This window comes from Bradyrhizobium sp. OAE829 (genome assembly GCF_040546575.1).
Classification (GTDB): Bacteria; Pseudomonadota; Alphaproteobacteria; order Rhizobiales; family Xanthobacteraceae; genus Bradyrhizobium.
The window spans coordinates 4,835,398-4,853,619 of sequence record NZ_JBEPOE010000001.1 but is presented as its reverse complement, the minus strand read 5'-3'; the positions used below and the strand labels follow the sequence as shown (position 1 = coordinate 4,853,619).

Sequence of the window (18,222 nt, the reverse complement as noted above, 5' to 3'; positions counted from 1 at the left end):
TAGCCAGTTGAGCGTTAGCTGCTGATCCGCGCGTCGGCGATCGCCTTCTTGAACAACGCGTTCATCGCTTCCGCAATGCCCTGCGTCGGGCTGACCTCGAAATACAATCCGGTCGAGGCGCAGCTCTGCATGTTCTGCGCGATCTGGCTGTTCGGCGACGGCCCGTAGGGCCCGGTATTGAACGGCGCGATCCACGTGTTGTACCAGGCGTTGGTCGGCAGCGCGAGATAGGTGGTGTAGAGCACGGCGATCTTGATGCCGCGAGCCTTGATCGCCGTGCAGAGCGCCGCGTTGAGCGGCGACTGGCAGCGCCCGTTGCTGGTGGTCGGCTTGATGCACCCTCCCGGATTATACTCGTCGGCGACGCCATCAGACACGAAGAACAGATACTTCAGCGGCGCCGAGGAGGTGCCGGCGCCGGGCGCGCTGATCGCGCTGTTGATCGCGGGCATGATGTTGGTGAACTGGGTATCCTGGTCGTTGTTCTCATTCTGACCTTTGACGGTCATCAGGTCGATGTTGCCGGCCGCGCTCTTGGCGCTCGACAGGCTGGACGACAGTGAAAACAGGGCTCTTAGCCCGGCCGAGCTCGCAGATGCGCCGAAATCGTAGATCGCCATCCGGAACTGGCTCGAATAGGTCTGGGTCGCGGCCGCGGTGTCCATCAGCTGCTCGGTCGCGCTGCGCAGCACGTCGATCCGCGTGGTCACGCCGAGGGTTTTTGCAAGCTTGTAGTAGTTGTTGTTGTTATTGAGATCGTGACAGGCAAACGCACACTTGTCCGACGTGTTGTTGACCATCTTGCTGACATCGGCCGGCGTCGCGCCGACGCCCATCGACGGCGAATTGTCCATCAGCAGATAGAAATCGATATAGAGCGGCATGCTGGTGGTGGCGGTCGACGTGCCCGTCACGGTGACACTGGTCTTGCCGATCACGCCGAGGAACAGCATCGGAACCGTGGCGGAGAACTGAACCTTCGAAGTGATGATGTTCCCGGCCTTGGTCATTGCCGGCGTCATGCTGCTGAGTGTGTAGCCGACCACGCCGTTCATGTTGGCGTTGAAGATATTGGTGGCATCGGTGACGCCGGCCGGGATCGGCCCATCCGAGGTCATCGATCCCGCGGCGATGAAGCCGGGCGCGCTCTTGGCGACCGAGCCCACGCTGGCCGCGTCGATCGCCGCCTGCAATTTGCTGCGCAGCTGGGTGGCCCGCGAATAGTCGACCGCACATCCAACCGCCGATATGATGGGTAGCGACGCGATCGCAAATATCACGGCGATATTGCCGGAGCGATCGCGACGAAAGCGGTTGAGCAGAGAAGTGAAAGCGCGCATAGGATGCCTGTTCTGGGCTGGTCTTGCGCACATCTTGTCATCGAGAGATTAACTTATAACTTATAAGCATCGATCCTTCGCTACGCTGAACAAACCGTTTGGCCTCGCGACGATTGCTGGTTAATGAATGGCGTGCGGCGCTCCCGCGGTTTTCTGATTAGTTCTTGTGCATGACTAACATCAAACTCACCCTCGTCGTCGCCTGCGCGCTGATCGATGCCGACAAGCGCGTGCTGCTGGCGCAGCGTCCGGCCGGCAAGACGATGGCCGGCCTCTGGGAATTCCCCGGCGGCAAGGTCGAGCCCGGCGAACGCCCCGAGCAGACGCTGATCCGCGAACTGCATGAGGAGATCGGCATCGACGTCAGCGAGCCATGCCTGGCGCCACTGACCTTTGCCAGCCACGCCTACGAGACCTTCCATCTCCTGATGCCGCTCTACATCTGCCGGCGCTGGGAAGGCCAGGTGATCGCACGCGAAGGCCAGCAACTGGCCTGGGTGCGCGCGGGCAAACTGCGCGACTACCCGATGCCGCCCGCGGATATTCCGCTGATCCCGCATCTGCTGGATTTGCTGTTGTGAGGTGACGGCGCGGTCAAATCCCTCGTCGTCCCGGCGAACGCCGGGACCCATACGCTGCGGCGATCATTTTGCGAAAGGTATCTAACGCCAGCGCTCTCACCGATGGGCCGCGGCGTATGGGTCCCCCGATGCGCAATTGCGCATCTGAGGTCAAGCCCGGGACGACGGCAGTGTTTGTCGTTGCACCACGATCCAAACACACCTTCGCATTCTCGCGACGCATGCGCCCGAGCTTTGCCCAAATTTCCTTGCCCTCGAAATCAGAGGGCGCAGGGAAGACCGGGTGCGCGCTGCACCCGCGGTCTCGTGTGCAATCGTGCATAAGAACACGCACACGAGCATACAGGGCAGCGGAGAACACCCGGCCTTCCCTGCGCAATGGCTTTACGGCTTATAACGCGCTCTCCCCGGTGAGACGGCCTCTATTGCCACCGTCGCCCCTCGGAAGCGTTAGCTCCCGCGGGACTTGACGCCGTTACGGGCGCCAGGACCACACGACTTCGCCGTACGCATCAGCCGCGACCGTCAATCGCAGCGTCAGCGTCCACCGCTTCCCCGCCCCTCGTTGTGACGATGGCCAACGCCCCTCTGAATGGGACGGGATGGCGATAGATGCGCACTGATTTGGGTCGGACGACAACAGAAATATTTTTGATTTACGGAAATTTTTGACTTGACACCAATTCCGTAAATCAGAAGTGATTTGCCCGTCGGGCAGCCGGGGCTTTGTTCGACAGGCCGGATAGCAGCACCAAAATCCATGAGCTCATATCTCACCAACGTAAGGCGCGGCATCATTTGATCAATCTGCAATGTTGGTCGCCGCTATGGCGAAACGACGGTAACCAGCCATCGGACCGGAATACAGGAGCTGTCTTCCTTGACCGATCGGACCATGCCCCTCACGGTCGCCGAGCCAAAGGTCAGCGTGGCGACCTGTCCTCGATATTGGGCGTAGCGGCTGCGTCGGGCCTCGGTGGGGTCATTGGTTTCGATCTGCTGCACGTATTCCGCCAATCCGTTCATGAAACACAAATCGTGACCATGTGCTGAAACTGTAAGCACATGCAGTTAACGATTATCCGGCAGCGCCGCAGGCATCGTCCAAACAAATGCTGAAATAAGCCGGTTGCCATCTCGCTATTTGGGCAAATGAGACTATATGTAGAGTATCATCGCGCGCCCCCGGCAGTTATCGATGACTGAGAGCGTTGCGCTCCCGCCTCAACCAAGCAGGCGGTCCATTGTCAAATTCCCCAACATCCGACTTCCGTGAGCGGCTGGTGCCTCCGGTGCTGCTGCCGATCTGTTTCGTCATGCCGATCGCCGCCGCGGTAATTTTTCAAAGTTGATCCGTCTCAGCAAGATCGCAGAACAAAACCCATCGGAAGGTCGCAATGGCCAACAAAGCAACTGTCAGGAACGCGTATGGCGTGCCGGCCATGTTCGTCGGATCGAAAACGGGGAGTGATGACGCTGCCTTCGTTTTTGTCAGGGTTGGAAATGAGGAGCGCCGCATGCGATGGGCCGAATGGGATGCTCTCCCGGCATGGACCGGGCCTCGTCCCTCCTGGGGACCGAAGTCTGGCGCCCCAACATCCAACCTCGACCAAACATGACGGTCTTCCAGTTTCATTGTTAGAGGTTCGGCAGCTTCTTTCGGCAAAAATCGATACTGCTCAACAGCCCCGGCTCGAACCTCCCGGTCCGCGCCGGGGTTCTTCTTTCCCGGAGGCCGGGTACGGAGATTAGGCTCATCAAATGCTCACAGAGGAATCAAAGGCGCTAAAGCTGGGGCAGCCTGTCTCCTGGAACGGCAGCCGCAGGCACAAAGGAACGGTTCTATCGGTCGATTGGAGCGGCGTTGAAATCGATTGGAACGACGGCAAATGTGAGTATCGTCATCACACCAACATGGACGATATTCGGCACGAAACGGGCACTTGAGACCACCGCGACAGACGGGTCTCGTTGTTCACGCAAGTACAGGCATTCGGAACTGCACTATCTGCGACCACATCGCGCAACAGGCTTGGTAGGTCGCCATCAATCGGCGTCCGTGATCTTTCCCTTGTCGGCAAAAGCCTTGCATTGGAGGCGGCCCCGCCGGCGGAAGGAGAGTAAACAGACCGCGGCAGGTTGTAATCGCGTGATGGAGTAGCCACCTAAGGAACACTCAGCGTCCGATCCGCATTAAGTCCGGATACGCGACGCCTTAGCCATGCCAAATCCTAACGACGATAGCGGCCAACGGCACGTCGCCCTGACGTGCGCGTCATGGGTCAGGACATCCTATGCCTACCGAACATGCCGCCGTGCGGGTCGTCCACAAGCCCTGGGGGGCCCGTGATCTGCTCCCCTGGAGCAATATTGACGGGTCTGGCGACGCGATCGGCGAGCTGTGGTTCGAGCGGGCGGCCGAGGATGCGCCTGCCCCGGCCTTGCTCCTCAAGCTGCTGTTCACCAGCGAACCCTTGTCGATCCAGGTTCATCCGGACGACACCTACGCGCGCGCGATCGGGATGCCGAACGGCAAGAGCGAGGCATGGTATATCCTCTCGGCTGAGCCCGACGCGCAGATCGGCGCTGGGCTAAAGCACCAGGTAACGCCACAGCAATTGCGTGCGGCCATCCAGGACGGTTCGATCGCCGAACTGATGCACTGGCGACCGGTTGCGAAAGACGACGTGATCTACATCCCCGCCGGCACCATCCACGCCATCGGCGCCGGTATTGTGCTCGCAGAAATTCAGCAGCGCAGTGACGCGACATTCCGCCTGTTCGATTATGGCCGGCAGCGCGAATTGCACGAAGACGACGGGGTAGCAGTCGCTCACCCGTGGCCGCTTCGAACGCCCTGCAATCCGACGCGCCTTACCACGGAACGAACGGTTCTCGTCGCCAGCCGGCATTTCGTTCTCGAGCGCGTTGAGCTGCCCGAGGGTTCAAGCTGGGCGCTGCTCGCCGAACCGGAGACCTGGATTCTCGTTCTCGGCGGTCACGCCGCCATTGGACTGGCCGCGGCCTCGATCGGGGAAGCCATCTTCGTTGCCGGCGGCCGCACCAGCATCGAGGTCGGCAGCGATGGATTGAGTGCCTTGATCGCGTATCCGGCGAGCCGGCCGATCGATTCCCTGTTGCAAAGGCTTGGTGAAACTGCGGGCAACGCTGCCAATCCGGCTGCTCCTGCCAATCCGCAATTTGAAGGCGCCAAGGAGGCGCGAACATGACGCCGCTTCGCCGCATCGCCATCATCGGAAATTCGCTGCCCCGCCGCTGCGGTATCGCCACCTTCACGACCGACCTGGAACGCGCGCTTTCCAGTTCACGGCCGGATCTGGAGGTCAGCATTGTCGCGATGAACGACCACGGGCAAGCCTACGACTATCCCGCTTCGGTTGCCTTGCAGATCAAGGATGACACCATTGAAGACTATGTGCGTGCCGCGGCGTTCCTGAATGCCGGCCGGTTCGACGTCGTCTGCCTGCAACATGAATTCGGAATCTTCGGTGGCGAAGCCGGCGGGCACATCCTCGAGCTGCTTTCACGCCTCAGCATGCCTGTCATCACCACGCTGCACACGGTACTGGCCAAGCCGACCGCCGCCCAGCGTGCGGTCATGGAGCGCATCGTCGATGCTTCTTCGAAGATCATCGTGATGGCCAACAAGGGCCGCGAGATGCTGCGCAGCGTTTATCGCGTACCGGACACCAAGATCGAGGTGATCGCGCACGGCATTCCCGACTTTCCGTTTGTCGAGCCCGACGCGGCAAAGGCCAAACTCGGATTCAGCGACCGCTCCGTGATTCTGACGTTCGGCCTGCTCTCCCCCAGCAAGGGCATCGAGGTCATGATCGACGCCATGCCCTTGATCCTGGAACGCCGCGCGGACGCGGTCTATGTCGTGCTCGGCGCGACCCATCCCAATCTGGTGCGCGACCAGGGCGAAGCGTATCGCGAGAGCCTGATGACGCGCGTGCGCGAACTTGGCGTCGAGAACCATGTCGTCTTCCTCGACCAGTTCGTCGATCAGGCCACATTGCTAGAGTTCATTTCGATGTGCGATGTCTACGTCACGCCCTATCTCAATGAAGCGCAGATGACGTCCGGAACGCTGGCCTACAGCTTCGGATTGGGCAAGCCGGTGGTGTCGACGCCCTATTGGCACGCGCTGGAGCTGCTGGATGACGGCCGTGGCGTCATCGTTCCCTTCGGCAACGCGGTCGCGATCGGCAAGGAAATTGCGCAATTGCTCACCAATGCCCCGCGTCGGCAGGCAATGCGCGAGCGTGCCTATTCGATCAGCCGATCGATGACGTGGGAGCGCACGGCCGAATGTTACATGGCCACTTTCGAACATGCGCGCCATGGGGACTGGCTCAAGGTGGTGGCGCGTACCGGGCCGGTCGCGATCGCGCACAGCCCTGCGGCATCAGACATGCAATTGGATCACTTTCTTTCCATGTGCGACGATACCGGCCTGTTCCAGCATGCGGTGCATTCGGTGCCCAATCGCGCCCACGGCTATTGCGTTGATGACAATGCCCGTGCGTTGTTGCTGGCGTGCGCGCTTAACAATCCGGGCGAAACGCGCTTGTCCGAAGTTTTGACGGCCCGTTTTGCCGCCTTCGTGCAGCATGCGTGGAATCCGGACACCAGACGCTTTCGCAATTTCATGGGCTTCAATCGAACCTGGCTCGAAGATCGCGGCTCCGAAGACAGCCATGGGCGAACATTATGGGCGCTAGGTGAGTGCGCGCGCAGGGACGCAAGCCCGTCGCGACGCCGATGGGCGGCCGCCTTGTTTGCCGAGGCATTGCCGGCCGTCGAGGCTTTCAGTTCGCCCCGCGCACTGGCTTTCACCCTGCTGGGTCTGGACGGCTATTGCGCCGTTGTTCGCGATGATGCGCGCGCCCGGGAAATCCGACATTGTCTCGCCGACAAGTTGATGGCGGGGCTCGCGTCGGTCGAGACGCCGGACTGGACCTGGTTCGAGGAAGGCCTGGCGTATGACAATGCGCGCCTGCCGCAAGCCTTGATGCTGACAGGCATGGCCACGCAAAGCCCCATTTATCTCGCTGCCGGATTGCGATCCCTGCGTTGGCTGATGACTCAACAAACGGCTTCAACAGGACATTTCCGTCCCGTCGGCACCACCGGCTTTGGCGAACTGCGCCAACCGCCGCGCGCGTTCGACCAGCAGCCGGTAGAGGCAGCGGCGACGATCGCGGCCTGCCTGACCGCCTGGCGCGCGGAGGGCGACGCGGAATGGAAGACGATCGCAAGCAACGTTTTCGCCTGGTTTCTCGGCCGTAACGATTTGTCGATCGCCCTGGTCGATCCCGAGACCGGCAGTTGCCGGGACGGACTGCATCCCGACCGCGCCAACGAAAACCGCGGCGGCGAGTCGGTCGTGTCCTATCTGCTCGGTCTTGCCGATATTCGCCAGCTTGCCCGCGTCAATGTCAGCGTGACACCCCCCGTGGCGCTTCGCGCCATCGGCGCCTGAGTCCAGTTTCCCCCCAACGAACCGAGGACATCTTGTTGCAAGCCACTTTCCTGCATCGGCAAGCACTCTATCTGCGCCCCGACCCGGCACGCGTGATCGTACGCCCGTTCAAGCCGACGACTGAACCGCGCGACCTCAACCCGACCGACAAGACCCGCGCCAACCATATCGTCGAGCGCGTGCTCGCACTCGATCCGCAAGTCACAGCCAGCCTGTTGGCCGACGTACTGGAGAACTTCCAGGGCCGCCATCGCAACCTGCTGCAGGAATTCGAGTTCCGCGCCGACGAGATGGAAGAGGCACTGGCGGCTCACGGCGCTTTTTCCAGCGTGCAGCGCCAGTTGATCGGCGCTTATTTCCTGAACGAATACTCGTTCGAGGCCTCGGCGCTGTTCAATCCCAGCATCGTGCCGCATCCCGACCAGTCAGGCGCGCCGAAGGGCGGTCTCCGCTTCGTGCTCAGCCTCCGGGCCGTTGGCGAAGGCCACGTGTCTTCACTGACATTTCGCACCGGCACCATTGCCGCCGACGGCAGTCTGGCCGTCGATCCGACCGCGCGGCTGGCCTCCAGTCCCCGGGTCGGACGTCGCGTATCCGGACCATCAGGCGAAGAGGTTGAGATCACCTTCAAGGAGGAACAGGATATCAGCGAGCGCGTGATATTTCCGGTTACCGCATCCCAATCCCAGGGCATCGAAGACGCCCGCTTCGTCGAATTCAGCGATGGTGACCACAAGACTTACTACGCGACCTTCACCGCCTATACCGGCAGAGCGATACGATCGGAGTTGATCGAGACCAGCGACTTCCTGTCATTTCGAATGTCGCCGCTGCAGGGGACCGCGGCCCACAACAAGGGCATGGCGCTATTCCCGCGCAAGATCGACGGCAAGTACGCCATGATCGCGCGTCAGGATAATGAGAACCTCTATCTGATCTATTCGGATGACCTGCATCAGTGGGACGGCGGTCAGGCGATCCTGAAACCACAATTCCCCTGGGAGTTCGTGCAGATCGGAAACTGCGGATCGCCGATCGAACTGGATGAAGGGTGGCTGCTGCTCACCCACGGCGTCGGGCCGGTCCGGAAATATTCGATCGGCGCGGCGCTGCTCGACAAGAAAGACCCGTCCAGGGTGCTGGCGCGTTCGGTAGAGCCGTTGCTGCATCCCGAACAGTCGGAACGCGAAGGCTATGTTCCCAACGTGGTCTATACCTGCGGCGCGATGCGCCACAATGACCAGATCATTTTGCCCTACGCCATATCCGACACCTACTCCAACTTTGCGACCATCAAGATCGCAGCCCTGCTGCAAGCAATGTCCTGATGGCGCGGAGAAGCCGTTCGTACGGGAGGCCTACTTCGACGTCCGCTTTTCTCGTCAATCTGCTCGGCCGCTCTTCCCTGCAGCGTTTCGAACAATTGCCCGGTTACCGGTCGGCGCTCATGCGGTCGGCCCTGATCTCGTCTGATTCCTCAAAGGTCCGATGTTCGATGATGACATAGCGATTGCCTGCGTCATCCATGGTCGTAAATCGGCGAACCACGCTTCGGGTCATCGGGTGCTCCTTCGCTTCGGCCTATCGATCTATCATTCGCAACCGCTTAGCCTTCCACCCTTATAGCCAGATTCGGTGCGGCTGAGATCGGAATTGACCACGCCGGGTCGCGCGAGCGTGTAGAGTGGATAGATACCCACGGTGGCGGGTTCGGGGATGAAGTTGCATCGCGTGGCTGGCCTGCCTACTTCGTCTTCCGCTTCACCGCCGCTTCCAGACTCGCCTTCGCCGAACCCGGCCGCAACGGTTTGGGCTGGCTTTCATGCGGCGCCCAGCCGGACAGCCAGATCACGTCGAAGGTGGCGCGGATGCGGCCGTCCGGATCGGCAAAGCGCTCGCCGTAGATCTCTGCCATCCGCAGCAGCGTGGCGCGGCGGGTGGGTGCCCGCCGCCGCTCGACCAGGATATTGGTCGCGCCCATCCTTCTCAGATCGGCCATCAGCGCCAATGCGCTGTCGTAGCGCACTATGAGGCGATCGACGTCGGTGACCGGTAGCGCAAAGCCCGCGCGTTGCAGCAGCGCGCCGACATCGCGCAGATCGGCAAACGGTGCGACGCGCGGCGACACCCCGCCCTCGCATTCGGCCTCGGCCTCCGCAAAGGACTGCCGGAGTTCGGTCAGCGTATCGCCGCCGATCATCGCCGCGAGCAGCAATCCATCCGGCCGCAGCGCGCGCCTGACCTGCGCGAGCACACCGGGCAAATCGTTGACGAATTGAAGGGCGAGCGCAGAGACCGCAAGATCGAGCGATTCCGGCGCGAGCCTCAACGTTTCCGTTTCATCCGGATCGATTCGGGTGACGGATTTGAAACGATCGGCGACCGGTTTGCGCAGCAATTCGCCCGGCGTCCAGATTTCGGCGGCGTCGGAAAAATCCCGCGTCACCGCCTGCAAGCGCTCTTCGAGGTCTTCGGTGACGCGATCGAGCAGGAACGTCGCTGGCCCAAGGCGCCGCGCACGATCCTGCCGCGCGCGCAACAGCGCGCGATCAAACAGGATGGGTGCGGCGGTCGGGTTTTGAGCCATGGCGGTTGGTACGCTGATTGGCGCGTCTCTGGCAATCCGGTGCCGGCGCCGAGACATCACCACCACGCTCCCTTGCCGCATCCCCAGCGCCGTCTTCTGTGGTGCAGATCACATCTCACGCTTGATCCCCGTCACATAAGGAGCGTGCCTTCACGTGAAGGTGACCGCTGGGGCTTCCTTGCAAGGGAGTTTGCAGCTTCATTTCAAGGAGAATGGCAATGGCAGTTTTGGGACTGGAACGCTTTAACAGATATTTCGGCACGCAACTCCTGGGGGCCGACGAGGGTGACAGCATCTTCGGCTTCGGTGGCAACGACCGCATCTACGGCGGCATGGGTGTCGACTACATAAGTGGCGGCAATGGCGACGACCAGATCTACGCGGAAAGTGGTGCACGGCCGAACGTCTTCGAGTTCTGGGGCAACGACACCGTCAGGGGTGGAAACGGCAACGACACCATCAGCTATTACCACTCAGTGGACCCCGTGACGATCTACGGCGATCACCAGCAGGCGTCGGAGGCCAACCTTGAGGATGGCAACGACACCATCTGGGGCGGCTGGGCGCGCGATACGATCATTGGCGGTGGAGGCGATGACACGATCATTGCCGGTCGTGGCGACGACTACATCATCACGGACTACGGATACGGCACCACGCCGGGCTACTACGGCACCAATACCGTATGGGGCGGCGCGGGCCAGGACACGGTCATCGTCAGTGGTTGGGACACGCTCGTGATCAACAGGGGCGACAGCAATCCCGTCGACGGGGCGCAAGACATCGTCGCGCATTTCGACCGCGCGCATGCTCATCTCGAGTTGCCTGGCGATGCGACCGCGTCGAATTACGACGAAACCTATATATCGGGCCGCGGGTTCGACGCTGCGCTCAACATGGCCAATTACATGTTGAAGTCGGTGGACTATGTTTTCATCACGGATGGCCAGAACGGCTACGTGTTTGCCGATACCGATGGCGATACGCGAGCCGACATCGGTGTCACGATGGCCGGGCTGACATCCACCGATCAGTTCAGTCACTATCACATCACCTGAGACCTGAGCGGCGTATCGGGAGCGGCGGCTCGTCACTGGGCTACCGCTTCCGAACGTTACGAGACTCGATCGTCCGCAAGGTCGCCGATCGCGGCTGGAGGCCTTGTCGATGGTACTGCCTTGGCGCTAGCCTCACCCCATGGACGCCGAGGCATCACCACCACGCTCCATTTCCACCCATTTGCGCGGCGTGCTGAACGCGGCGCGCGGCGTGTTCGCGCATATTCCAAGGCTGGCGCTCGACATCGCGCTGCCGACGCTGTGTGTTTCCTGCCGCGAGCCGGTCGATGGCGAGGGCGTCTGCGCGGAATGCTGGGCCAAATTGTCGTTCATCGAACCGCCCTTCTGCCCGCGGCTCGGCATTCCCTTTGTCTACGACCCCGGGCCCGATCTGCTGTCGATGGAGGCGATCGCCAATCCGCCGGCCTACCAGCGCGCCCGCGCCGCCGTGCGCTACGACGATGTCGCGCGCACGCTGGTTCATTCGCTGAAGTACCAGGACCGCACCGATCTGGCGCCCGCGATGGGCCGCTGGATGGCCCGCGCGGGCCGGGAATTGCTTGGAGAAGCCGACGTGCTGGTCCCGGTTCCCCTGCATTGGCGACGTGGCTGGAGCCGCCGTTACAACCAGTCCGGCGCGCTGGCGCGGGTGATTTCGCGCCAAACCGGGGTGAAACTAGCCTCCGAGGCGCTCCGGCGGGTCCGGGCGACCGAACAGCAGATCGGGTTGTCGCGCTCGCAGCGCGCCAGCAATGTGCAGGGCGCGTTCAAGGTAGCCCCTGACCGCAGCGCCGACATCCAGGGCCGCCGCGTGGTCCTGATCGACGACGTCCTGACCTCCGGCGCCACCACCGACGCCTGCGCCCGTGCCTTATTGCGCGCCAAGGCCGCGCAGGTCGACGTGCTGGTATTCGCGCGGGTTGTGGACACCCACCGGGCTCCCATATAATTCAATGACTTGCCATTCCCGGAACTTGCGAACCAGAGCGCTCCATGACCGCTGCCATTGAAATCTACACCCGCCCGGGCTGCGGTTACTGCACCGCGGCCAAATCGCTGCTGACGCGCAAGAATGCCGCGTTTACCGAACTCAGCGTATCCAGCGACCCTTCCTATCGCGAACAGATGTACGATCGGGCCGGCGCCGGCTCGACGTTTCCGCAGATCTTCATCGGCGCAACCCATGTCGGTGGCTGCGACGAGCTTTACGCGCTGGACCGCGCGGGCAGGCTCGATGCGTTGCTGGCGGGAGAAAAGGCCTCGTCATGAGCGCTGCCACGACCTTCACCGCCGCGATGGTGCAGATGCGCACCGCCCTGCTGCCGGAGCCGAGCCTCGAGCAGGGCATGAAGCTGATCCGCGAAGCGGTGGCACAGGGCGCTGATTATGTGCAAACCCCCGAGGTGAGCAACATGATGCAGCTGAACCGCAAGGCGCTGTTCGAGCATCTGGCGAGCGAAGAGGACGACAAGTCGCTGAAAGCCTATCGCGCGCTGGCGGCGGAGCTGAAGATCCATCTGCATGTCGGCTCATTGGCGCTGCGCTTCTCGCCGGAGCGCGCGGTCAACCGTTCGTTCCTGATCGGGCCCGACGGCAATCTGCTCGCCAGCTACGACAAGATCCATATGTTCGACATCGACCTGCCCGGCGGCGAGAGCTATCGCGAGTCCGCCAATTACCAGCCGGGCGAGACCGCCGTGATCTCGGACCTGCCATGGGGCCGGATCGGGCTCACGATCTGCTACGACGTGCGCTTTCCGGCGCTCTATCGTGCGCTCGCCGAAAGCGGCGCGTCGTTCCTCACCGTGCCGTCGGCCTTCACCAAAAAGACCGGCGAGGCGCATTGGCATATCCTGCTGCGCGCCCGCGCCATCGAGACCGGCTGCTTCGTGTTCGCCGCCGCGCAATGCGGCATGCATGAGAACAAGCGCGAGACCTACGGGCATTCGGTGATCGTCGCGCCCTGGGGCGAGATCCTCGCCGAGGGCGGCGTCGAGCCCGGCGTGTTCCTGGCCGAGATCGACCCTTCAAGGGTCGAGACTGCGCGGAAAACCGTGCCGTCGCTGCAGCACGGACGTCGCTTTGGCATCGCCGATCCCAAGGCCGGCCCGGAACATCTGCATCTGGTCCGGGGCTCGGCATGATCCGCTACAACCTGCGCTGCGAGCGGGGCCATGCTTTCGAAAGCTGGTTTCAGAGCTCGACTGCCTATGAGAGCCAGGAAAAGCGCAGGCTGGTGAGCTGTCCGTCGTGCGGCTCGGTCAAGGTCGAGCGTGCCATCATGGCCCCGCAGATCGTCAGCAAGAAGGGCCGTGAAGATTCGCGTCGCGTGCCGGCTGCGGAAATCGCAGGTACGGAAGGTGCGGCGCCTGAGGCCACGCCGCTGTTGATGGCGCAGGAGCTCGAACTGCGCGCCAAGATCAAGGAATTGCGCGATCACATCACCAAGAACGCCGACAATGTCGGCGAGCGCTTCCCCAACGAAGCGCGCAAGATGCATTACGGCGATATCGAGCACCGCCCGATCTATGGCGAGGCGTCGCCCGACGAAGCCCGCGCCCTGATCGACGAAGGCGTCGAGGTCTCGCCGCTGCCGGTGCTGCCGGACGATCGGAATTGATTTCCGCTACCTCATGGTGAGGAGGCGCGCTTGCGCCGTCTCGAACCATGAGGCCCGTGGCCCATCCTTCGAGACGCCGCTACGCGGCTCCTCCAGCGACAACGGCGAAGCCGTTGCGCGGGGATGAGGACCGCGCTACGCCGCCACCAGCAGCGCCACACCCGCCACGATCAGAACGATCCCGGCCAGTTCACGCGCCGATAGCGGCTGCTTGAACGAGTAGTACGCCACGCCCTGCGCGAACAAGACCTCGACCAGCGCAAGCGTGCGGACATTGGCGGCCGCCGTCAGCGCGAACGCCAGGAACCAGAACTGCGAGGCAAACGCGCCCATGAAGCCCGCCAGCATCGAGGGCCTCCATAAGCCCAGGATTTTCCGGAGCACGTCGGGCGCGCGAAACAGCAGATAGACCGACAGCACCAGCGTCTGCACGAACAGGCCGAACACCAGCGTGTAGGACGCCGCCGTCACGAAGGAGACGCCGGGCACCGCAATGACGGCACCGCGAAAGCCGACCGCCGACAGCGCGAACGCCGCGGCGGCGCCAAGGCCGAGCAGCGTCGGCTTCAGATCCGCAAAACCCTTGCCCCCAGCCGGCCGCAGCGCCGCGATGACGACACCGGCGGTCGCAATCAGGATCGCGACCACCTTCAGCACCGTCAGATGATCGGCCAGAAAGATGAAGCCGAAGATCGCGGTCTGGATCGCCTCGGTTTTCAGGTACGCCGTGGTCACCACGAACGAGCGGTCGTTCATCGCGAGCAGCATCATGCCGGTGCCGACGATCTGGCTCAGCGCGCCGAGCAGCAGCCAGGGCCAGAACGCCGCCGTCGGCCACGAGATATGGTCGCCGGTGACGGTCACGACAACCGCAAAGAAGATGATCGAAAACGGGAAGCCGAACAGGAAACGGATATTGGTCGCGCCCCAGGTCCCGAGCGGCCCCGTCAACGACCGCTGCATCGCATTGCGCGCGACCTGGCCGAGCGCAGCAACAATGGTGAAGGGAATCCAGAGCGAGGCAATCGTGAACATGAAAATACCGGCGGAAGGGTGCCGCACCGTGCCGGTCGCAACGGGTGCGGTCAACCGAATCGGCGCATGACAGGATTGCGATTACGCCGAAAAGCCTCAACTCCATCGTCGTCCCTGCGAACGCAGGGACCCATAGCCACCGGCCGCCGTTTTGCGGGAGACATCAGCCATTTCGCGCTATCGATAGATCACGCGGTATGGGTCCCTGCATTCGCAGGGACGACGTGGAGAGAGGTCTCGGGCTAACGCGGGCCACAGAGCGAAGTGCGACAGGACTGCGATTGAGCGGAAAAGCCCAACTCCATCGTCGTCCCTGCGTTCGCAGGGACGACGATAGACTTTTACATCTCCTCCGCGACCACCATGTAGTTCACGTCCATGTCGGACGAGATGCTCCATTTGTCGGCGAGCGGGTTGTAGACCACGCCGGCCTGTTCGGTGATGGCGAGCCGGTTGTTGGCCAGATGCTGCGCGAGTTCGTCGGGGGTGACGAACTTGTTCCACTCATGGGTGCCGCGCGGCAGCCAGCGCAGCACATATTCGGCGCCGACGATCGCCAGCGCAAAGCTCTTCCAGTTGCGGTTCAGTGTCGAGAGCACCATCATCCCGCCCGGCTTGAGCATCGCCGCGCAGCGGTTGAGGAAGACGCCGACATCGGTGACGTGCTCGACCACTTCCATCGCCAGCACGATGTCGAAGCGCTCGCGAACGTCCATCTCCTCGGCCGTGGTGCAGCGGTAATCGATCGACAGATGCCCCTTGTCGGCATGCAGCTTGGCGGCGGCAATGTTGGTCGCGGAGGGATCGATCCCGATCACCTGCGCGCCCAGCCGCGTGAACGGCTCGCACAACAGGCCGGCGCCGCAGCCGATGTCGAGGATGCGCAGGCCGCCGAGGCAATTCAGGCTTTTGACGTTACGTTCGAACTTGCGACAGGCGGCGTCGCGGATATAGGTCAACCGCAGCGGATTGATCTTGTGCAGCGGGGCCATCTTGCCCTTGGGGTCCCACCACTCGTCTGACAGTTTTGAGAATTTCGCGACTTCGGCCGGATCGACCGTGCTTCCCGATGCGCCGGCGTGATTTGTTTGCATGGCCATGATTTACGCGCCGGCCGGTCGTGCCGTGATGGCATTGCGAAATGCCAACGGCGAAGCAATGGTGTCGAGGGTCTTGCCGCCCTCGCCGACCCCCAGGACGGTCACGTCGCCGTAGTTGAAGATGCGACCGAGAATGCTCTGGTTGACGTCGACGCTCTCGACCTTGTCCACGCTCATCTCGAACGTTTGCCGCTTAACAAAGCCGGTCTTGTGGATGACACGGAAATTCGTGACGTCGGTTTCGGTGGTCCAGCGGTGGAACCAGGCGGTAGCCGTCTTGTAGAGCGCGAAAATGGCGACAATTGCCGCCAGCGACCAGAGCGCCAACACCAGAGGTCCAGACGGGATCATGCCCGAGATCACGAAGAGCGCGATCGCCACGAACCAGCCCACAATCGCCGGCAGGAAGAATATCCAGTGCGCATTGGTGGAATACAGCACCTTCTCATCCGGCTGCAGGATATCGTCGATATAACGCCCCATAACCTGACCTTGCACCTGACCTAAATGCGCCCGACCCGAATTAACCCGCTACCACAGCATTTTGCGCCATTTTAGACCGAAAATGCACCCGGATGCTTGCCCCGGGACGCGCCGCTATGTATACGCCGCTTTCGGCCCGGACGCTCCATTTTCGTGCGGGCCACCATACTTATCCTCACAGGGAATGCACGCGTCGTCATGGGCCGCCTCGTGATGAAATTCGGCGGTACATCCGTCGCCAATATCGACCGAATCCGCAACGTCGCGCGTCACGTCAAGCGCGAAGTCGATGCGGGGCATGACGTCGCCGTGGTGGTGTCGGCGATGTCCGGCAAGACCAACGAGCTGGTGGACTGGTGCCGCGACGCCTCGCCGATGCACGACGCCCGCGAATATGACGCGGTGGTCGCGTCCGGTGAACAGGTCACGTCCGGGCTGCTGGCGATCGCGCTGCAGACGATCGGCATTCAGGCCCGCTCCTGGCAGGGCTGGCAAATCCCGATCCGGACCTCGGACGCGCACGCCTCGGCGCGGATCCTCGAAATCGACGGCACCGAGATCATCAACCGTTTCAAGGACCGCAAGGAAGTCGCCGTCATCGCCGGCTTCCAGGGCATCAATCCGCAGACGGGCCGAATCACCACGCTGGGGCGCGGCGGTTCGGACACTTCGGCGGTGGCGATCGCGGCCGCCATCCATGCCGACCGCTGCGACATCTACACCGACGTCGACGGCGTCTATACCACCGACCCGCGCGTGGTTCCCAAGGCGCGGCGGCTCGATAAGATCGCCTTCGAGGACATGCTGGAACTGGCCTCCCAGGGCGCCAAGGTCCTGCAGGTGCGCTCGGTGGAACTCGGCATGGTGCACAACATGCCGGTGTTCGTCCGCTCCAGCTTCGACAAGCCCGAGGATATCGACCCGCACGCCACGCCGCCGGGCACGCTGATCTGCAGCGAGGAGGAAATCATGGAAAACCACGTCGTCACCGGCATCGCCTTCTCCAAGGACGAGGCCCAGATTTCCGTGCGCCAGATCGAGGACAAGCCGGGCGTTGCCGCCGCGATCTTCGGACCGCTCGCGGACGCCAACATCAATGTCGACATGATCGTGCAGAACGTCTCCGAGGACGGCAAGACCACCGACCTGACTTTCACGGTGCCGGCCTCCGACTATGCCCGCGCCAGGGACACCATCGCCTCGGCCAAGGACAAGATCGGCTATAAGCGGCTGGACAGTGCCACTGACGTCGCCAAGGTTTCGGTGATCGGCAGCGGCATGCGCAGCCATGCCGGCGTCGCCGCCCAGGCGTTCACCGCACTTGCCGCGCGAAACATCAATATCCGCGCCATCACCACCTCCGAGATCAAGTTCTCGGTGCTGATCGACGCTGCCTATACCGAGCTTGCGGTGCGCACGCTGCACACGCTCTATGGGCTCGATCAGGCGTAGCTCCCGATTCGTCCAGGCGGGGATCGCGGCCTCATGGTTCGAGACGCGCTGCATTTGCCGCGCTCCTCACCCTGAGGGTCTAAGTCGCCTTCTGGTCGGCTAATAGACCTCATCCCCGGATGAGCGCTTTGCCCTCACCGAGGGAGCGGCCCACTTGGCCGCGTCTCGAAGGATGAAGCCACGGTATCAAGGGGCACTCTGGAACGATTTTCTCTTAGCGCCCGCAGCATTGGCCTGACACAGACGTTATTGCTACTGGCAGGCGTTTTGCTTGGCAAAGCAAGCCTTGATTGGCTATACGGCCTGACAGGTGGGCTGCCGCAAACTGTGCCACAGTTTGGCGATCCCGATTCGACCGGGAACGATGGTTTTGGTGGCGGCTTGCGGCGGCGCCGAATGAATAAAATTGTTGCTATTGTTGAGTTTCACGCCAGCGCCCGGCCACCCGGCACGCTGG

The 18,222-nt window shown here is 62.3% G+C and carries 17 protein-coding genes; 10 read left to right on the top strand and 7 right to left on the bottom strand.

Annotated features, from left to right (window positions below):
• Positions 1-14 precede the first annotated feature (14 nt).
• A complete protein-coding gene (locus ABIE49_RS23415) occupies positions 15-1,340 on the bottom strand; it encodes a TadE/TadG family type IV pilus assembly protein (protein WP_192736469.1) in 1,326 nt (441 codons plus the stop codon).
• 170 nt (positions 1,341-1,510) lie between these two features.
• On the opposite strand from ABIE49_RS23415, the gene mutT reads away from it, so the two are divergent.
• The gene (mutT, locus tag ABIE49_RS23410) at positions 1,511-1,921 is read left to right on the top strand and encodes an 8-oxo-dGTP diphosphatase MutT (protein ID WP_192736468.1); all 411 of its coding nucleotides are present in this window, start codon (positions 1,511-1,513) and stop codon (positions 1,919-1,921) included.
• 825 nt (positions 1,922-2,746) lie between these two features.
• Here mutT and ABIE49_RS23405 read toward each other — a convergent pair.
• Entirely contained in the window at positions 2,747-2,947 is a 201-nt protein-coding gene (locus ABIE49_RS23405; RefSeq protein WP_192736467.1) for a hypothetical protein, read from the bottom strand.
• 1,268 nt (positions 2,948-4,215) lie between these two features.
• Between ABIE49_RS23405 and ABIE49_RS23400 the strand changes: the two genes are divergently transcribed.
• The 3 genes from ABIE49_RS23400 to ABIE49_RS23390 are packed head-to-tail and all read left to right on the top strand — an operon-like array spanning position 4,216 to position 8,758.
• A complete protein-coding gene (locus ABIE49_RS23400) occupies positions 4,216-5,151 on the top strand; it encodes a class I mannose-6-phosphate isomerase (protein WP_192736466.1) in 936 nt (311 codons plus the stop codon).
• Entirely contained in the window at positions 5,148-7,430 is a 2,283-nt protein-coding gene (locus ABIE49_RS23395; RefSeq protein ID WP_192736465.1) for a glycosyltransferase family 4 protein, read from the top strand. The genes ABIE49_RS23400 and ABIE49_RS23395 overlap by 4 nt, the downstream gene beginning before the upstream one ends.
• A 32-nt stretch (positions 7,431-7,462) precedes the next feature.
• Entirely contained in the window at positions 7,463-8,758 is a 1,296-nt protein-coding gene (locus tag ABIE49_RS23390) for a glycoside hydrolase family 130 protein (RefSeq protein ID WP_192736464.1), read from the top strand.
• A 103-nt stretch (positions 8,759-8,861) separates the two neighbouring features.
• Here the strand turns inward: ABIE49_RS23390 and ABIE49_RS23385 are convergent, their stop codons facing one another.
• Positions 8,862-8,990: a hypothetical protein gene (locus ABIE49_RS23385; RefSeq protein ID WP_354066933.1), complete on the bottom strand. Its 129-nt coding sequence runs from the start codon at positions 8,988-8,990 to the stop codon at positions 8,862-8,864.
• A gap of 184 nt (positions 8,991-9,174) precedes the next feature.
• Positions 9,175-10,017 carry a methyltransferase domain-containing protein gene (locus tag ABIE49_RS23380; protein WP_192736550.1) on the bottom strand — a complete coding sequence of 281 codons (843 nt, stop codon included), beginning with the start codon at positions 10,015-10,017 and terminating at the stop codon, positions 9,175-9,177.
• A gap of 218 nt (positions 10,018-10,235) precedes the next feature.
• On the opposite strand from ABIE49_RS23380, the gene ABIE49_RS23375 reads away from it, so the two are divergent.
• The 5 genes from ABIE49_RS23375 to ABIE49_RS23355 all read left to right on the top strand — a co-directional run bounded on the left by ABIE49_RS23375 (position 10,236) and on the right by ABIE49_RS23355 (position 13,695).
• Positions 10,236-11,075: a calcium-binding protein gene (locus ABIE49_RS23375; protein ID WP_192736463.1), complete on the top strand. Its 840-nt coding sequence runs from the start codon at positions 10,236-10,238 to the stop codon at positions 11,073-11,075.
• A gap of 139 nt (positions 11,076-11,214) precedes the next feature.
• Positions 11,215-12,024: a ComF family protein gene (locus tag ABIE49_RS23370; RefSeq protein ID WP_192736462.1), complete on the top strand. Its 810-nt coding sequence runs from the start codon at positions 11,215-11,217 to the stop codon at positions 12,022-12,024.
• A gap of 44 nt (positions 12,025-12,068) precedes the next feature.
• Positions 12,069-12,344: a glutaredoxin 3 gene (gene grxC, locus ABIE49_RS23365; RefSeq protein WP_192736461.1), complete on the top strand. Its 276-nt coding sequence runs from the start codon at positions 12,069-12,071 to the stop codon at positions 12,342-12,344.
• On the top strand, positions 12,341-13,219 hold the full coding sequence (locus ABIE49_RS23360; RefSeq protein WP_192736460.1) for a carbon-nitrogen hydrolase family protein: 879 nt from the start codon (positions 12,341-12,343) through the stop codon (positions 13,217-13,219). Before grxC ends, ABIE49_RS23360 begins: the two co-directional genes overlap by 4 nt.
• Positions 13,216-13,695: a DUF1178 family protein gene (locus ABIE49_RS23355; RefSeq protein WP_192736459.1), complete on the top strand. Its 480-nt coding sequence runs from the start codon at positions 13,216-13,218 to the stop codon at positions 13,693-13,695. The genes ABIE49_RS23360 and ABIE49_RS23355 overlap by 4 nt, the downstream gene beginning before the upstream one ends.
• 135 nt (positions 13,696-13,830) lie before the next feature.
• On the opposite strand, the gene ABIE49_RS23350 is transcribed toward ABIE49_RS23355, so the two are convergent.
• The 3 genes from ABIE49_RS23350 to ABIE49_RS23340 all read right to left on the bottom strand — a co-directional run bounded on the left by ABIE49_RS23350 (position 13,831) and on the right by ABIE49_RS23340 (position 16,313).
• Positions 13,831-14,730, bottom strand: a complete 900-nt coding sequence (locus ABIE49_RS23350; protein ID WP_192736549.1) for a DMT family transporter — start codon at positions 14,728-14,730, stop codon at positions 13,831-13,833.
• A gap of 341 nt (positions 14,731-15,071) precedes the next feature.
• Positions 15,072-15,830: a bifunctional 2-polyprenyl-6-hydroxyphenol methylase/3-demethylubiquinol 3-O-methyltransferase UbiG gene (ubiG, locus tag ABIE49_RS23345; RefSeq protein WP_192736458.1), complete on the bottom strand. Its 759-nt coding sequence runs from the start codon at positions 15,828-15,830 to the stop codon at positions 15,072-15,074.
• A 3-nt stretch (positions 15,831-15,833) separates the two neighbouring features.
• The gene (locus tag ABIE49_RS23340; RefSeq protein ID WP_192736457.1) at positions 15,834-16,313 is read right to left on the bottom strand and encodes a PH domain-containing protein; all 480 of its coding nucleotides are present in this window, start codon (positions 16,311-16,313) and stop codon (positions 15,834-15,836) included.
• 198 nt (positions 16,314-16,511) lie between these two features.
• On the opposite strand from ABIE49_RS23340, the gene ABIE49_RS23335 reads away from it, so the two are divergent.
• Entirely contained in the window at positions 16,512-17,765 is a 1,254-nt protein-coding gene (locus ABIE49_RS23335) for an aspartate kinase (RefSeq protein ID WP_192736456.1), read from the top strand.
• Positions 17,766-18,222: the final 457 nt, after the last annotated feature.

What these genes read in the sequence shown, in the direction of transcription:
- ABIE49_RS23405 (WP_192736467.1), bottom strand. Translation starts at nt 2,947, where the DNA reads ATGAACGGATTGGCGGAATACGTGCAGCAGATCGAAACCAATGACCCC.
- ABIE49_RS23400 (WP_192736466.1), top strand. Translation starts at nt 4,216, where the DNA reads ATGCCTACCGAACATGCCGCCGTGCGGGTCGTCCACAAGCCCTGGGGG.
- ABIE49_RS23350 (WP_192736549.1), bottom strand. Translation starts at nt 14,730, where the DNA reads ATGTTCACGATTGCCTCGCTCTGGATTCCCTTCACCATTGTTGCTGCG.
- mutT (WP_192736468.1), top strand. Translation starts at nt 1,511, where the DNA reads ATGACTAACATCAAACTCACCCTCGTCGTCGCCTGCGCGCTGATCGAT.
- ABIE49_RS23340 (WP_192736457.1), bottom strand. Translation starts at nt 16,313, where the DNA reads ATGGGGCGTTATATCGACGATATCCTGCAGCCGGATGAGAAGGTGCTG.
- ABIE49_RS23370 (WP_192736462.1), top strand. Translation starts at nt 11,215, where the DNA reads ATGGACGCCGAGGCATCACCACCACGCTCCATTTCCACCCATTTGCGC.
- grxC (WP_192736461.1), top strand. Translation starts at nt 12,069, where the DNA reads ATGACCGCTGCCATTGAAATCTACACCCGCCCGGGCTGCGGTTACTGC.
- ABIE49_RS23385 (WP_354066933.1), bottom strand. Translation starts at nt 8,990, where the DNA reads ATGACCCGAAGCGTGGTTCGCCGATTTACGACCATGGATGACGCAGGC.
- ABIE49_RS23380 (WP_192736550.1), bottom strand. Translation starts at nt 10,017, where the DNA reads ATGGCTCAAAACCCGACCGCCGCACCCATCCTGTTTGATCGCGCGCTG.
- ABIE49_RS23415 (WP_192736469.1), bottom strand. Translation starts at nt 1,340, where the DNA reads ATGCGCGCTTTCACTTCTCTGCTCAACCGCTTTCGTCGCGATCGCTCC.
- ABIE49_RS23360 (WP_192736460.1), top strand. Translation starts at nt 12,341, where the DNA reads ATGAGCGCTGCCACGACCTTCACCGCCGCGATGGTGCAGATGCGCACC.
- ABIE49_RS23375 (WP_192736463.1), top strand. Translation starts at nt 10,236, where the DNA reads ATGGCAGTTTTGGGACTGGAACGCTTTAACAGATATTTCGGCACGCAA.
- ABIE49_RS23355 (WP_192736459.1), top strand. Translation starts at nt 13,216, where the DNA reads ATGATCCGCTACAACCTGCGCTGCGAGCGGGGCCATGCTTTCGAAAGC.
- ABIE49_RS23335 (WP_192736456.1), top strand. Translation starts at nt 16,512, where the DNA reads ATGGGCCGCCTCGTGATGAAATTCGGCGGTACATCCGTCGCCAATATC.
- ABIE49_RS23395 (WP_192736465.1), top strand. Translation starts at nt 5,148, where the DNA reads ATGACGCCGCTTCGCCGCATCGCCATCATCGGAAATTCGCTGCCCCGC.
- ubiG (WP_192736458.1), bottom strand. Translation starts at nt 15,830, where the DNA reads ATGGCCATGCAAACAAATCACGCCGGCGCATCGGGAAGCACGGTCGAT.